Annotated in this window: 19 protein-coding genes; 4 read left to right on the forward strand and 15 right to left on the reverse strand. The window is 59.7% G+C overall.

Features of this window, described 5'->3' with window-relative positions:
- Positions 1 to 17 precede the first annotated feature (17 nt).
- From IF204_RS18250 to IF204_RS18285, 8 genes are read right to left on the reverse strand one after another with little or no spacing between them, the layout of a single operon-like run.
- Positions 18 to 827, reverse strand: a complete 810-nt coding sequence (locus tag IF204_RS18250; protein ID WP_103911545.1) for a type IV secretion system protein — start codon at positions 825 to 827, stop codon at positions 18 to 20.
- Positions 827 to 1,981, reverse strand: a complete 1,155-nt coding sequence (locus IF204_RS18255; RefSeq protein ID WP_228069643.1) for a lytic transglycosylase domain-containing protein — start codon at positions 1,979 to 1,981, stop codon at positions 827 to 829. Before IF204_RS18255 ends, IF204_RS18250 begins: the two co-directional genes overlap by 1 nt.
- Positions 1,971 to 2,138, reverse strand: a complete 168-nt coding sequence (locus IF204_RS18260; RefSeq protein ID WP_194098535.1) for a hypothetical protein — start codon at positions 2,136 to 2,138, stop codon at positions 1,971 to 1,973. Before IF204_RS18260 ends, IF204_RS18255 begins: the two co-directional genes overlap by 11 nt.
- Positions 2,135 to 4,510: a VirB4 family type IV secretion/conjugal transfer ATPase gene (locus IF204_RS18265; protein WP_194098536.1), complete on the reverse strand. Its 2,376-nt coding sequence runs from the start codon at positions 4,508 to 4,510 to the stop codon at positions 2,135 to 2,137. Before IF204_RS18265 ends, IF204_RS18260 begins: the two co-directional genes overlap by 4 nt.
- A complete protein-coding gene (locus IF204_RS18270) occupies positions 4,500 to 4,778 on the reverse strand; it encodes a type IV secretion system protein VirB3 (RefSeq protein WP_194098537.1) in 279 nt (92 codons plus the stop codon). The genes IF204_RS18265 and IF204_RS18270 overlap by 11 nt, the downstream gene beginning before the upstream one ends.
- Positions 4,771 to 5,064: a TrbC/VirB2 family protein gene (locus IF204_RS18275; RefSeq protein ID WP_194098538.1), complete on the reverse strand. Its 294-nt coding sequence runs from the start codon at positions 5,062 to 5,064 to the stop codon at positions 4,771 to 4,773. The genes IF204_RS18270 and IF204_RS18275 overlap by 8 nt, the downstream gene beginning before the upstream one ends.
- Positions 5,061 to 5,675, reverse strand: a complete 615-nt coding sequence (locus IF204_RS18280; protein WP_028284975.1) for a lytic transglycosylase domain-containing protein — start codon at positions 5,673 to 5,675, stop codon at positions 5,061 to 5,063. The genes IF204_RS18275 and IF204_RS18280 overlap by 4 nt, the downstream gene beginning before the upstream one ends.
- A gap of 43 nt (positions 5,676 to 5,718) precedes the next feature.
- Positions 5,719 to 6,087 (reverse strand): hypothetical protein, encoded by a 369-nt coding sequence (locus IF204_RS18285; RefSeq protein WP_028284974.1) that lies wholly within the window; start codon positions 6,085 to 6,087, stop codon positions 5,719 to 5,721.
- A 210-nt stretch (positions 6,088 to 6,297) separates the two neighbouring features.
- On the opposite strand from IF204_RS18285, the gene IF204_RS18290 reads away from it, so the two are divergent.
- From IF204_RS18290 to IF204_RS18300, 3 genes are all read left to right on the forward strand, one after another.
- Positions 6,298 to 6,549 carry a hypothetical protein gene (locus IF204_RS18290; protein WP_317963157.1) on the forward strand — a complete coding sequence of 84 codons (252 nt, stop codon included), beginning with the start codon at positions 6,298 to 6,300 and terminating at the stop codon, positions 6,547 to 6,549.
- 124 nt (positions 6,550 to 6,673) lie between these two features.
- Positions 6,674 to 6,931, forward strand: a complete 258-nt coding sequence (locus IF204_RS18295; protein ID WP_194098539.1) for a helix-turn-helix domain-containing protein — start codon at positions 6,674 to 6,676, stop codon at positions 6,929 to 6,931.
- A 166-nt stretch (positions 6,932 to 7,097) separates the two neighbouring features.
- The gene (locus IF204_RS18300) at positions 7,098 to 7,325 is read left to right on the forward strand and encodes a hypothetical protein (protein ID WP_194098540.1); all 228 of its coding nucleotides are present in this window, start codon (positions 7,098 to 7,100) and stop codon (positions 7,323 to 7,325) included.
- A gap of 152 nt (positions 7,326 to 7,477) precedes the next feature.
- Here IF204_RS18300 and IF204_RS18305 read toward each other — a convergent pair whose 3' ends face one another.
- The 3 genes from IF204_RS18305 to IF204_RS18315 are packed head-to-tail and all read right to left on the reverse strand — an operon-like array spanning position 7,478 to position 9,431.
- Positions 7,478 to 8,026: a methyltransferase family protein gene (locus tag IF204_RS18305; protein ID WP_194098541.1), complete on the reverse strand. Its 549-nt coding sequence runs from the start codon at positions 8,024 to 8,026 to the stop codon at positions 7,478 to 7,480.
- On the reverse strand, positions 8,026 to 8,661 hold the full coding sequence (locus IF204_RS18310) for a cation transporter (protein ID WP_194098542.1): 636 nt from the start codon (positions 8,659 to 8,661) through the stop codon (positions 8,026 to 8,028). The genes IF204_RS18305 and IF204_RS18310 overlap by 1 nt, the downstream gene beginning before the upstream one ends.
- On the reverse strand, positions 8,661 to 9,431 hold the full coding sequence (locus tag IF204_RS18315; RefSeq protein WP_194098543.1) for a transglutaminase-like domain-containing protein: 771 nt from the start codon (positions 9,429 to 9,431) through the stop codon (positions 8,661 to 8,663). Before IF204_RS18315 ends, IF204_RS18310 begins: the two co-directional genes overlap by 1 nt.
- A gap of 70 nt (positions 9,432 to 9,501) precedes the next feature.
- Here IF204_RS18315 and IF204_RS18320 point away from each other — a divergent pair, with 70 nt between their 5' ends.
- Complete coding sequence (locus tag IF204_RS18320; RefSeq protein ID WP_194098544.1) at positions 9,502 to 9,918, forward strand: MerR family transcriptional regulator; 417 nt, start codon at positions 9,502 to 9,504, stop codon at positions 9,916 to 9,918.
- 306 nt (positions 9,919 to 10,224) lie between these two features.
- Here IF204_RS18320 and IF204_RS18325 read toward each other — a convergent pair whose 3' ends face one another.
- The 4 genes from IF204_RS18325 to IF204_RS18340 all read right to left on the reverse strand — a co-directional run bounded on the left by IF204_RS18325 (position 10,225) and on the right by IF204_RS18340 (position 13,713).
- Positions 10,225 to 11,541: a TRAP transporter large permease gene (locus IF204_RS18325; RefSeq protein WP_194098598.1), complete on the reverse strand. Its 1,317-nt coding sequence runs from the start codon at positions 11,539 to 11,541 to the stop codon at positions 10,225 to 10,227.
- Positions 11,541 to 12,083 (reverse strand): TRAP transporter small permease subunit, encoded by a 543-nt coding sequence (locus IF204_RS18330; protein WP_194098545.1) that lies wholly within the window; start codon positions 12,081 to 12,083, stop codon positions 11,541 to 11,543. Before IF204_RS18330 ends, IF204_RS18325 begins: the two co-directional genes overlap by 1 nt.
- Before the next feature lie 81 nt (positions 12,084 to 12,164).
- The gene (locus tag IF204_RS18335; protein WP_194098546.1) at positions 12,165 to 13,175 is read right to left on the reverse strand and encodes a TRAP transporter substrate-binding protein; all 1,011 of its coding nucleotides are present in this window, start codon (positions 13,173 to 13,175) and stop codon (positions 12,165 to 12,167) included.
- Positions 13,176 to 13,206: 31 nt separating this feature from the next.
- Entirely contained in the window at positions 13,207 to 13,713 is a 507-nt protein-coding gene (locus IF204_RS18340; protein WP_194098547.1) for a gluconokinase, read from the reverse strand.
- Positions 13,714 to 13,797: the final 84 nt, after the last annotated feature.

The following is a 13,797-nucleotide window of genomic DNA, read 5'->3' on the forward strand; positions in this document are numbered from 1 at the left end:
CCCTCATTCCCTCACGATCAGTCAGCCCGCAGGTCCGGCAGGGTGAAATCCATGAAGCGCTGTTCCTCGGCGATAGTGGCGGCGTCGATCACGCCGCCCGTGCCGTCACCCACGGTTTGCACCGCTTCGAGCTGCCACATGGCGACGAGCGCGATCGCCAGTTCCGCCGTGACACGCGTGTTGAGATCGATGCTTTCCTTAAGCTCATCCATGTCATCGATCAGCCCGACGAGCCGGTCCACGCGTTCCAGTGACTGGCCGGCATCGTCATAACTGTTCTGGGCGGCAGCAGAGACCAGCGCGCCGGTCGTGGCTTGCGTGGCCACGCGATTGGCCCCGGGATTGCCGCTGGTGGCCATTTCCGAGAGCGTGTCATCGTCAAATCCGAGATCGGCCAGGACCCGGTCCATCTGGGTTTCGATCTCGCCCGCACCGGAGCCCGACAGGCCGGAGAAATCCCCCGTCTTGATGGCTTCGATGGTGGCGAGGATATCGCCGAATTCCTGATCGAGCAGGCCGTTCAACTCGTCTTCCATCTCGGTGCGGATGATTTCCGGCAGTTCGGCAAGGCGGGTGAGGGCTTCATAGGTTCTTTGCAATTCGCCAAGTTGTTCCGTGAGTGTCGCAAGCTGTTCGCGGAGCTGCGTCAGCTGCTCGTTTTGCAGGATCTCGTCTTCGATCATCTGCCGCAGCTGCTGGATATTTTGCGCGATGTTCTGGGTGTCGACGACGGGCACACCTTGCGCAAGGGCAGGGGACAGTGTGCCGACATGCAAACCGATCCCAAGCGTCGTGGCCAAGGCCGTCCTCACGAGTAAGTCTCTCATCAGTCTATCTCCCTGATCGTGAATTCCATGAACGCGCCCTCGGCCATGCGGGCGCTGGCCTGGGCCAGCTCTTCGGCGGAGAGAACGCGGGTGCGCGCCGCCTGTAGCCGGATGCGGGCCGCGACGAGTCGCACGAGTTCGGCGCGGGCATAGGTGTTGAGCGCAACGCTCTCCTGCACATCCTCGGTCTCGGAAATCCGTTCGACGATATCCGCAATACGTAGGGCGGCTTGCCTGATCGCGGCGGGTGAGTTGTTGCCATAGAAGGCCGCGCCGTGCCCAGTGAGCGAGAGGTTGGCATTGGCCAGAAGCGCGGGGTCGATCGTGCCAAGCGCTTCGATCCCGCCGATACGGGTCAAATAGAGGTTATAGCGTTCGGGGATCACCTGGACGTAGTGCTGGGTCTCGCGAAAGGGTGGCACGCCGCCATACTCGAAAACCCGGCCGGGTCCCGCGTTATAGGCCGCGAGCGCATTGATGATATTGCCGTCGAAGGTGTTGAGCTGTGTCGCGAGATAGCGTGCACCGCCATGCACCTGCAGGTAGGGGCTGTCATAGTATTCCGGATTGATGCCCAGATCGCTGGCGGTACCGGGCATGATCTGGGTGAGGCCAAAGGCGCCGACGGGAGAGCGTGCACCGATGGTGAAACGGCTTTCCTGCCAGATCAGCGCCTGTAGGAGTGCGCGCCATTGGACCGGGGAGAGGCCCGCGCGGCCAACGCCGGCAAAGCCGCTGGTCTCCTGAGCCACGCGGATAATGAGCTGCTCGATGTTTTCCGCCGCATCCCCGAACATCTGCGCACCGCCGGGATTGGGATCAATGTCACCCGTGCCATAGACCGCCTCGACAGAGCGGGCTGGATCGCCACTGCCGCTTTCCAAGCCCGAGACCATCACCGGCAGTCCCTGACCGCCGAAGCTTGTCTGGGCATCGAGGATGCGCTGGAGTGTGGCCAATTGCTCGCGTTCGATCTCGGCAATGAGTTCGCGCACCGAAAGCTTGTCCGCCTGGATCGCAAGGTCGGTCTCGCGATCGCCTGTTTCGACGATATCACGCGCGGTCAGCCCACTGTCATTGGTCGGCACGCCTTGAGACGAGGCCAGACCGGGCAGCAGGCAAAGCGCCACGATATGAGGCAGGCTAGACTTCAATGTCGCCCTCCGGCGCGCCGAGGGGCTTGAAGGTGCAATCTGGCGCGACGGGGGCCGTCGAGGCCAGGAAGGTGAAGCAATTGGCGTGCGGCTCCTGGTACTGGGCGCAGGAGGCCAGCGCGCCGAGCGACGTCACAGCTAGAAGAATACGAATCATGAAAGCCTCCAAAAGTCTTGGCGGTCGCGGTAATCGGCGCCCACGAGCGCCTCGCCTTTTTCCATGCCGCCGAGGATGGTGAGATTGGGCCCGAGGGCGCTTAGATCGGCATCAATGACGATCGAGCCCTGGTCGTCGCGGATGAGGGCCAAGCGGCTGTCGCTGCCGGTGTTGAGAAGCACATCGAGTTCCTTCTCATAGAGGTTCAGCATCGCGTAGTCGGCCGCATGGGCGCGGATGTTCGGAAGCAGGATTTGCGTCGGCACGGCCTCGACGATGGTCTTGCCGGTCCGGGTGCGCTCGAGCTGGCTGGCGTATTGCGTCATCATCACCGCGACGGTGTTCTGCTTGCGCGCGGTCACAAGCCAGTTCGACAGCCGCTCGGCGAAATACGCGTTGTCGAGCGCCTTCCAGGCCTCGTCGATCACGATGATGGTGGGGCGGCGGTCCTCGATCTCGCGCTCGACCCGGCGGAAGAGATAGGAGAGGACCGCCATCCGCTCCTTCTCGGCCTCGCTGTCGAGAATGCCGGTGAGATCGAAGCCGACCACATCCCCCTCGAGTGAGAAGGTGTCTTCCAGAGTCGGCCCGAAGATCCAGCCGTAGCGGCCCTCTTCGGTCCACTCGATCAGGCGCTGATGCAGATCGCCGCCATCATCAGTGGACACAAAAAGCGATGCAAAATCCCGCCAGTTGCGCAGGGCCGGGTTCGTCGCCTGCGCGTTCTGGCGCACAACTTCCTGGATGCGGTTGGTCTGTGCCGGGGTCAGGGGCTTGTCGGCGCGGTAAAGCAGTGTTGTGAGCCAGTCCGAGAGCCAGGCGGTGCCGCGCGCATCGGTCTCTGTCCAGAGCGGGTTGAGGCCTGTGGGCTGACCGGCGTTCAGAGACGCGTAGCGCCCGCCATTGGCGCGGACCGCCATCTCCATGCCAAGACGGTAATCGAAGACGAAGATCCGCGCCCCTGCGCGACGGACCTGGGTCATCAGGAAGGCCGAGAGCACCGATTTGCCCGACCCGGGCCGTCCCATGATCAGGGTATGCCCGCTGGTCGGTTCTTTGTCGGGCGCGCCCTGCTCGTGATAGGAAAACCGGTAGGCGCTCTGCTCCGGCGTGGGAAAATATGTGACGACCCGGCCCCAGGGGGTAAGTGCTGCAGGTTTGCCGAGCTGTGTCCGGTGGAAGGCCGCAAAATCCGCGAAGTTGCGGTTGGTGACGGCGCTGGCGCGGACGCGCTTGGGCTGGTTGCCGGGATGCTGGCTGAGGTAATGCGCTTTGGCCGCGACGCGCTCGCCGATCATCTTCACGCCCTCGGCGGCGGCGGCGTTCACGATCTCGGCGCTCAGAGTCTGCAACTCGTCCAGCGTGTCGCAGAAGATCGTCACGACCATGTGGTGCTCGCCAAAGCTCTGGCGCTTGGCCTCGAGATCATCGGCAGCAATGTCGAGCGCTTCCATGAGCGACAGGGCCGCGTCCTGCGAAGCCTGCATCTGGCGCTTTTGCCGCTTGATGCGGCCCGCCATGAGGTTCGAATTGATCGGTGTGAAGGAATGCGTGACGATCATGTCGACCGGCAGGTTCAGCATGTCGAACATGGTGCAGGAGGTGGCTTCGGAATATTCCCCGATGGTGAAGCTCTTGCCGTAGCGATGCCCCACGACGCCTTCTGAAAGCTCAAAATGATCCTCGAGGAAGGTCACGCGGGTGTTAGCGACGTTGAAGGACAGGAAGCCGTAGGTATTGGCGGGGTAGAGCGGCAGTTCTGTCCCCGTGTTGAGCGCCCCGAGAAACCCAATGAGCTCGCCGCTCTTCGCGGAAAGGACATGCGGGTTCAGCTCCGTCAGGCCCGAGAGGAAGACATTCACGGCCTCGCCCAGGCGGCGCAGGCGTTTCTGGGTTTCTTCCTTGAAGCGATCCGGCGCGCTGCGGTTGAGGAACGGCAGGAAACTCTTCGGGGGAGGGCGGTGGATCACCGTTAGGGTAAGCGTCTTGTCCCGCAGCCCGCTCGTCTCAAGCTTCTTGCGCCAAAGCCGGTCCACCTCGCCTGCGAAGCTGCCCTCGCACACCGGCTCCAGCTCCGGTGCGATGGCCTTGGATACCTTGTGGACATAGTAGCTGAACTCCGGTCCCAATTGCGCGATGATCCGGGCAAAGAGCGCCGTCACTTTGTCGAGATAGGCATCGTCCGTCGTGTAGCTGTTGGCCCCGTCGAGGCGGATGCACTGGAAAAGCTCGTTCACCCGCGTCCGCACGGTCCGATCATCGACCAGGCTGACATATGGGAGCATATGCGCGAGACGGGTTTCGCGGGCATACCAGTCCGGTGTCATCGTGCGGAGATCGAGGGCGTCGTCCAGTACTTCACTATGGCGCATAGCTGTCCCCGCCGTGGATAGAGCGGTTCCGCGTGGGAGGCGTTTCCTGCAACGCCGTCATCATCACGTCGATGAAGCGCGGGTCCCAGTCTGCGGCCTTCCAAAGCACGGGATAGAGCAGGGCGGCCACGCCCAGCACCGCAATGTGCTGGAGCCAGACGAAGAGCAGCACCGAGCCGAAGAGCCAGACCATCGCATACATGATGGGCAGGCCCAGAAGCTTGGGCGGGCGCACGAGGCCGAGAAAGAGAGGCGAGCGCTCAGCCACCGGCAAAGACCGCGGCAACGATGGTGGGAGCGGCGGCGACACCAGCGATGCCGACAAGCACCCAAAGCGCTTGGCGCAGGTCGATGATATTGAAGAACCAGCTCAAGAAAACGCCAAGGACTGCGAGTGTGGCGATCACGACTCCGAGCGGGCCAGTCAGAGCATCGACAATGCCCTGCAATAAGCTTTGGATCGGGGAGAGATCGATGCTTTGGGCAAGGGCTGGCTCGGCAATGAGCAGGAAGATCGCCAGTGAGGCGACAAAGAGGTTTGAAATCTGTTTCATGAATTTGATCCTTCCAATCGTGCCACAACGGCCATGACGCGGGCCACGTGGTTCTGGGTTTCTCGGTAGGGGGGGACGCCGCCATACTGGCGGACCGCATCGGGTCCGGCGTTGTAGGCAGCCAGCGCCAGGTGCGGATCGCCGAACATCTCCAGCATCATCGCGAGGTAGCGGGCGGAGCCGTCGAGGTTCTGCAGCGGATCACGCGGGTCGACGCCCAGATCACGCGCCGTCGCAGGCATCAATTGACCAAGGCCAATAGCACCTGCATTTGAAATCGCATCCTGCCGGTAGGCGCTCTCAACCTCGATATTGGCCCGAAAGAGAGCCAGCCAATCCGTCACGGAAAGCCCCGCGCGACGCAGGCCGGGATGGCCGGCATAGCGCAAGGCCGTGGTCTGAATCCCGGAGAGGACATCGGCGCGGGGCAGGGGAGTTGGGCGGGCAAGGGCCGCGACTTGGACGCCCTCTTGCTCGGCCTCTACCTCGCCGAAGATCGCGATCCCATCGGAGGCCGAACCCTGACCAATCCCGTCATTGTAGTTTCGGGCAAAGCTGCTTTGGGAGCGGGACGGGATCAAGGAGCCGTCGCTCTCCATGACCAGGACCATCTGTGCGGAGGCAGGTGCTGCGACCAGCCAGAGACAGACGAGGCTAGGTGTCAGCGCCCTTGTCTGATGGGACTTTGTCTGGCGGGGCGAATTTGTGCGTACGGCTTGTCCCCGCCTCAAGCGGCAGGTCGACATGCGCAAAGCCAAGGCCAATGAAGAATGACACCACGCCGGAGATCGTCTTGAACTCGCGGATCTTGATATCGTTGTAGGTCGTCCGCGTACGGGCGGTGACGAGGAGCTTTTCCACGCCATCATCAGAGACAACGCGCATGATCCAGACCCCGTAATAGCTGGGGCCTTTCTTGTGTGCCGACGCTTGGCACAGGATTTCAGCGCTATAGCCGCTTTCCACGAGTTCGCGGAAACGTGCTTCCGTAACCACATTTGGTGCTTCGATGTCCCAGTTCATGGCCCGGCTCACGCTTTCTCCAATGGCGCGACCCTAGGCATTCCCACTTGAAGCCCAGAGTTACGATAGTATATTATCAACCGCAAGATGTAATATCATGCTTTGGCTGTAGTTTGGTCACGCAAACACTAGTCTCGGCCAGTGTCCGCGATCAAGGAGATAACAGGTTTGAGAAACCCGAGGTTGATATGCCTGCTCCCATTGCAAGCTCTGGCCCTTCTGATCTGCGTTCCCGGGCCGGTTTTGGCGGAATCCTGCTTCGCCCCGCCCCGCCCCTTCCTGCCAAGTGATTCGCAGGCCGCGCGGGACTATGCGGCTATCATCCGCGGCGATTTCGAAAATTACATCCAGGATATCCAGAGCTACTTCCGTTGCCTCGACAGCGAACGCGCCCGCGCTTTCGAAGAAGCGCGCGAAGTCAGCGAGGACTATGGCCGGTTCCTGCAATTGGTAGGGGATTGATGGGCAACCTCGGGAGCATCAGACTTGCAGCCCATGGAAACCAGACGCCGATAACACCCTCATATATCTACTTTTTAGATAACAGATTTCATCCGCTAGCGACGTCACAAAAGGTATGTGACGCGTGGCGAAAACAATCAGAACAAATGGCCAGTTGGCGCTCGTCCGTGCGTTGGTTGATGCACGTCAGAATGCGGGTCTCAGCCAGCAGCAATTGGCGGCGAAGCTCAAACGCCACCAGTCGTTTGTGGCACGTCTCGAAAGCGGGGAGCGTCGTATCGACGTCGTGGAATTTACAGTTCTGGCGAGGGTCATCGGCTTTGACAAAAATGATGTTCTGTCGATCGTCGAAGCCGCCACGGAGCCCGACCACAAGATTTGAGACGCATGTAATTTTGGGACGCTCCGCTTTGTGCGTCCCCATGTGAAATGAGTTCCTCAACAAAGAGCAATTAGCCAACATCCCCAAGCGCGGCATGTGGTGCAGACGAGCGCCGTACCTCGTCACGCTGCAAAATCAGAGCCTCAGTGCAGGAAGTCAGTAAACAGTGAACGATGATAGAGGAGAAGGCGTCGCGATCGCCAATCTGATCGGGACCGACGGGTGCAGCGTGGTTGGTTGGGTGTATCGCTGGACGACAGGCGTGCACGCGGTGATGTGGGACGTCCACGGGCCCCAGCCGGTATTGGAAACCCAGCCGGATCTGTCTGAAGAACAGAAGCAGGAAATCGACTTCGACGCGCTCACGCGGATCGGACGAGGCGGCGGCGGATAGGCCTCCAAGGCAATCGCCAGTTCATCTTTGTTGGATAAGGTCCGCCGACATAACGGACATTGGGGCCGCGCGCGGCGAATGCGGACTCTGAGCCCACTTTGACCGATGCTGCATAATGCACGAGCGTCAGCTTTGCAGATTTTGGCCCCATCTCAAAGGAAACGCCGCACGCGCTTTGAGTAGTCTTCGAACGCTGTGCCGTATTGGTCTTTGAGCCAAGGCTCCTCGGAAAATGGAGCGGCAACAAGCACCGCTATTCCAGCCAGCCCGACCACCATAGCCCAAGGCGATGCTGATAAGATCATCCAGCCACTTACGATGCCGATGTCAGCCAGATACTGCGGGTTGCGAGAGTAGCGGTACATGCCCTCGGTGCGAAGGTTGCCCTTGGCTCCCCCGGTCTGCGGCACGCCAAAATGTGAGACTTCCATCCACACGACGGTGTTGCCAATTAGGATGAGAGGCAGGCCGACGCCAAACCGTGCCCAACTTGGGATTACTAGATCAGCCCAACCCCAGACACCAAGCAGAATGATAATCCCGAAGAGCATGAAAGTCGGAATCCAAACAAGGATGGGCGTGAGTGTCGTATAGTGTTTTGGCGGCCATATCCGCCTGACAGGAAAGGCAATCGACCAGAGGATTGCCGCCAGAGTCGTAGCGGCAATTCCAAGACCCAGAATGACGAGAAAGTTCTGCATCATGCCTCCGCGTGCTCGTGGTCGATAATTTCCGCCCGCTCTGCCAGAGCTTGCCGGACAATCTGGAAGGCCGACGACAGGAACAGTCCCGCCATGATCGTTGCAACGATCAGGTCCGGCCAGCCGGTTGCCGTTCCCCAGACGCCCAAAGCAGCGAACATGACGGCAACGTTGCCGATGGCGTCGTTGCGCGAGCATAGCCAGACTGAACGCACGTTGGCATCACCATCCTTGTAGCGCACCAGCAAGACCACGCTGGCAAGGTTGATGAGCAATGCCAAAAAGCCAACAGCGCCCATGATTTCGGCAGTGGGTACACCGACATAAAAGACGCGGTAGACGGTCGATCCGAAGACCCAAAGCCCCATCAACAAGAGGCTGAGACCCTTGAACAGCGCGGCATTTGTGCGGGCGCGAAGTGAGGCACCAATGACGGCCAGAGAAATGCCGTAGGTCATCGCATCACCCGCGAAGTCGAGGGCATCAGCTTGCAATGCCTGAGACTTCGCCAAGTGACCCGCAGTCATTTCGACCGCGAACATTGTCGCGTTCAGCGCAATGACGATCCAGAGTCGTCGCTTGTAATCATCTGACACGCCGTCAAACTTGGCGTCGTGTCCACAACACCCTGACATCACACGGCCTCCTTCAGAAAGATTGGTGCCTGTTTGGGAAGAAGGTTCTCTGCTCCGCCGGGGATGATTGGCACATGGCCTTGCCTGATCCGCGCCACGCGCCGGTTCATCCAGTGCCTTATGACAAGACGGTACAGCAACCCGCGCAAACCGGACAGCTGGCGGTGGTCCTTGTAGAAATCATCTGGACTGTCAAAGACACCGAAGTCGTGGTTGATCCCGGTCTTCTGGATATACGTGCTTTGGCCAGACCAATCGACGGGCGGGGCCTGAAGACAATTTGTCCCTGCACCATAGGCACAGAGCGACGTGCGATCCGGGAAGGCCTGCTGAAGCGCTCCCAGAACGCCTTGATCGAGGATAAACCCTTCGAGATTGATCCACTTGCCGTCGATCAGAACTTCCACCCAGGAATGGATGATGCTTCGGGGTGCCAGCGGGAAAACCAACTCTGGCACAACGCCACGCTGCAAGCCCTTGTCGATGGTGAAACCATGAAACCGGCAGGGGATGTCCAACGCCCTGAGCAGCGCCATCAGGAGCGTGCCCTTGGTGTTGCACTGCCCATAGCCGTCCGCCAGCACTCGGGAGGCAGGCAGCGCATCGTCGCTGTTGTATCCGAACAGGATTTCGTTCCGGACGAAATCATAGGCCGTGCCGATGCGTGCGGTGGGGTCAAGAGAAGACCACCCGCGCTCGGCGATCAATGCCTGGATCGCATCGGATCGAAAATCGAGTATGGGGGTTTCGGCGAGGTATTTCTGGGACATGGTTCACTCTGGTTTCAGCGTCCCAACTGATATACGATCTCTAGTGACTAGAGGTTCAAGAGGTATTTTCATGTTTTCCATTGGCGAGCTATCGCGGCGCACGAACGTCAAGGTTCCAACGATCCGTTATTACGAAGAGTCTGGGCTTCTCGACGCACCGGAACGGACGGAAGGCAATCAGCGTCGGTATGATGTGGCGGGGCTGGAGCGCCTGAGCTTCATCAAGCACGCCCGCGACCTTGGCTTCTCGATTGAAGCTATTGCTGCCTTGATCGAGCTACAGGGCCACCCGGACCGGTCGTGTGCAGAGGCCAATGATATTGCAACGGCTCAGCTCGCCGATGTGCGCGCAAAGATCAAACGTCTGCGGGCGCTCGAAAAAGAACTGGTGCGTATTTCCAAGGGCTGCGATGGCGGCGGAGTGACCGAAGACTGCTATGTTCTGGCCTCTTTGTCGGAACATGGCCTTTGCGAGCGCGAGCACTGAAAAGGTAAAGCAGACTATCACATAGTATAGCCAAACGTCGGCAAAGTCCTGCGCACGAGACCTTCAACCTTTGAAAATGCTGCACAATGCGCGAATGTCCGGTCTGGTGAAGCTGCACCGCGGCGTTGAAGGGGATCATGAATGGCCGGTTTGGACCGATCCTCATGCAAGCCTCAGTAGCTCTGATTTTCCTACCCCAACGCGAACTTGAGTGACTTACCCACAGTCCAGACGCTTTCCAGACTTTCTGGATGCATCGCAAATCGGACACGTTGATCTAGTCAAGCAACACTGAAATCGCGACTTCTATCGGCCGGTGATTCCGGGAAAGGCGATCAAGACGGCGAGCGCCAGCACCTGTAGGCAGATGAATGGCAAAAGCGCTCGGAAGATCTCTCCCAACGAAATGTCGGGCGGGGCCACGGATTTGAGGTAGAAGGCCGCGGGGCCAAAGGGTGGCGAAAGAAAGCTGACCTGCATGTTCATGCAGAAGACCACCCCGAACCAGACCGGATCGTAACCCAGATCGCGGACGATGGGCACGAAGATCGGCATGGTCAGCAGGGCGACGCCGACCCAGTCAAGGAACATGCCGAGCACAAAGAGGATCGCCATCATGAAAAGGATGATGACGATGGGTTCCTCGGAAAACCCGGTGATCAGGGCGGACACGAAGCGGATACCCCCCATGAAGTTGAAGACCCCGACAAGGGCCGTCGCACCGATCCCGATCCAGACGATCATCCCGACTGTCTGGAGCGTCTGAAGCGCGGCATCCTTTAGGAGTGTGAAGGTGAATTCTCCCCGCACAACGGTGGACAGGATGACGCCCATCACACCGACGGCGGAGGCTTCGGTCACGCTGGCAATACCGCCGTAGATGGAGCCCAGAACGGCGATCACCACCAAAATAGGCAGGATCAACCCTTTCAGCAGGCGCATCTTTTCGGTCCATGTCGTCTCATCTGGCTCGGCGATCGGGGCCATGGCGGGGTTCAGATAGGCACGGATCAGCACATAGGCCACATAGAACCCGGCCAGCATCAGCCCAGGAATGAAAGCGGCGGTGAAGAGATCACCGATAGAAACGTTGGCTGTCAGACCATAGATAATCAGCACGATGGATGGGGGCACCATGGTTCCCAGCGCGCCGCCAGCGCACACCACGCCGATGGCCAGCTTGCGGTCATAGCCCAATCGCAGCATCTGTGGCAGCGCGATCAGGCCAAGTAGAACGACTTCTCCGCCAATGATGCCGGACATGGCGGCAAGGATCACGGCGACGATGATCGTCTGGATCGCCACGCCGCCGCGCAACCGTCCTCCGACAAGCTTCATCGCATCGAACAGGTCTTTCGCGATGCCCGACCGGTCAAGGATTGCCGCCATCAGAACGAACATCGGCACCGAAACGAAGACAAAACTGGCCACGAATGAATAGACACGGCTGGTGATCAGCGGCACCACCATCGGCCCCGTCCACCCGAGCGCAAAGATCAGCGCTACGAGCAGCGTGACAAAGGCCAGTGGCATGCCTGTGATCAGCAAGCCCAAAAGCATCGCGAACATCAGAAGTGTCGCGCCCTCGATCCCGAGTCCCTGAAGACTTCCGAACAGCTCCATCATTTGCGACCTCGTGCATAATTGTAGGCCAGGATCAGGAACTGAAGGGCCATGAGAACCAGAACGATGAATAGGAATACCTTGGACAAACCGGGAAACACCGGGTCCCAGGCGCTGCCGGAACGTTCCAGCCGGAAGCTGCCGTCAGGCGTAAAAGCAGAGCGGAGCACCATCTGCCACGCGGCCCATGCAAACATGGTAGATGCGCCAGCACTCACAATGGAGATGACGACATCAAAGGCCCGCCGCAGGCGCGGCCCAAGCATATCATAGATCAGGACAACACGGATGTGACGGTCCCGGGCGGTGCAATAGAGCCCGCCATAGATAAAGGCGACACCAGATAGGAAGATCGTCGTTTCATGTGCCCAGATCGTCGGCGCATTCAGCACATAACGCAGAAAGACTTCTTGGATCAGGATCAGCATGGCGGCGACGATGCCAAGGGCAAAGACAACGCCCAATCGGTCGATCAGCCCACCCAACCAACCGGCTTGCGGAATAGCGCCCGGATCGGCCTTGCTTTCGTGTGGATTTTCCATGGCAGCCTCCCCGGCCGGTGGTCAAATGGGGGGCGGCGTATGTCGCCGCCCCGTGGTTTCATCGCGAAGGTCGCGATTGTCTCAGTTCAGCAGTCCTGCATCCGCGAGATAGGTCGTCAGCGTGTCATACACCCGCTGCGCGTTCTCGGACCGTGCCGCAACTTTCTCCCACTCGCCAGTGGCAATGGTGCGGAATTTCGCACGCTCTTCTGCAGACCAGTCATGCACGGTGATATCGCCAGAGGCCTGCGCCTCTGCTACCGCCGCCATATCGGCCTCGCGCAGCGCCGCGACCTGCATCGTTGCAAATTCGGTCACCGATTCCGCGAGTGCGGACTGGATGTCAGCTGGCAGGCCGTCCCATGTTGCCTTGTTCATCGAAATCTCGACCAGTGGCATCGAATGGAAGCCAGGATAGACAGGATGCGGTGCCACGTCATGCATGCCCTGTGCGTGGTTGGTCGAGAAGACGGTATAGTCCGCCGCCTCGATCACCTTCTTGTCGAGCGAGGTAAAGACCTCTGACCCCGGAAGGTTGACCGGTGCAGCACCGGCAGCAGCAAAGACCTGCTGTACAAGACCCTCTGGCGCACGCATCTTTAGGCCCTGCAAGTCGTCAACACCATTAAGCGGCACGGCAGACACAAACGCCTCAAGCCCGGGGGTTGTCGCACCGATGAACTGAAGGCCGTAGGGGTTCAGCAGCTCATTCATCAATTCACTGCCGCCACCGTCGTTCATAAATGCGAACATCTCTTCCGGTGCCGACCATGCGCCGACCGGGTTGGCGATCAGGCCGAATGCCGGGTCCTTGCCAGAGAAATAAGAGGTGTCTGTGATGTGGCCGTCGAGGATACCAGCGGCAATCGCGTCCTGGGTTTCGTTGTGAGCAACGATGGATTCGACCGGCAGAAGCTCGATCGCGACTGCGCCGCCGGTCTTGTCTGCGACCATTTCGGTCCACTGCTGTTGCAGCAGGAAGTTCGGGTTACCCGCTGGGTCCGAAGACTGAAAGCGGAAGCTGTATTCCTGCGCAGAAGCTGCGCCAGCAAGTGTGCCCGCAAAGATGAGTGTTGTGATAAGGTTTTTCATGGTTCCTCCCAAGGTTTCCAAGTCGTGATGATCAGGGTGTCAGGCTTCCGGCCCGACTGGTGATGTGAGACAGGGCGCGGTTCACAACCGCATCCTGCGAGAGCGCGACGTCAATCGCGATGACGTCAGGGCTGCTAGGTGGTTCCAGATCGGCGAACTGACTTTCCAGCAGGCTGACAGGCATGAAATGATCGCGCCGGGCTGCCATGCGTTCTGACAAGAGGCCATGGGCCCCAAAAAGGTGGATGATGATCGGCGCGCCAATCTGCGCAGACAGCCGATCGCGGTATGATTGCTTGAGTGCCGAACAGGCGATGACGCAGCGCCCTTGAACATCGCTGACATGTGCCGCGATATCGTCGAGCCAGCCCTGCCGCAAAGCATCAGTCAGCGGCTGGCCGCGTTGCATCGCCGAGAGGTTTTCGGCGCTGTGAAAATCATCGCCTTCGACAAAAGCTGCGCCGAGTTCTTGTGCAATAGCGCGACCAGTGCTGGATTTCCCGCACCCACAGACCCCCATGACAAGAACATGCCGCATCGACGAATCTCCTCCCTATCTCCCGATGACAGCCCTATCATTGATTGACAGCGCTGTCAATCATGCGAGATAATCTGACCATGC

The organism is Marivivens aquimaris (genome assembly GCF_015220045.1).
Taxonomy (GTDB): domain Bacteria; phylum Pseudomonadota; class Alphaproteobacteria; order Rhodobacterales; family Rhodobacteraceae; genus Marivivens; species Marivivens aquimaris.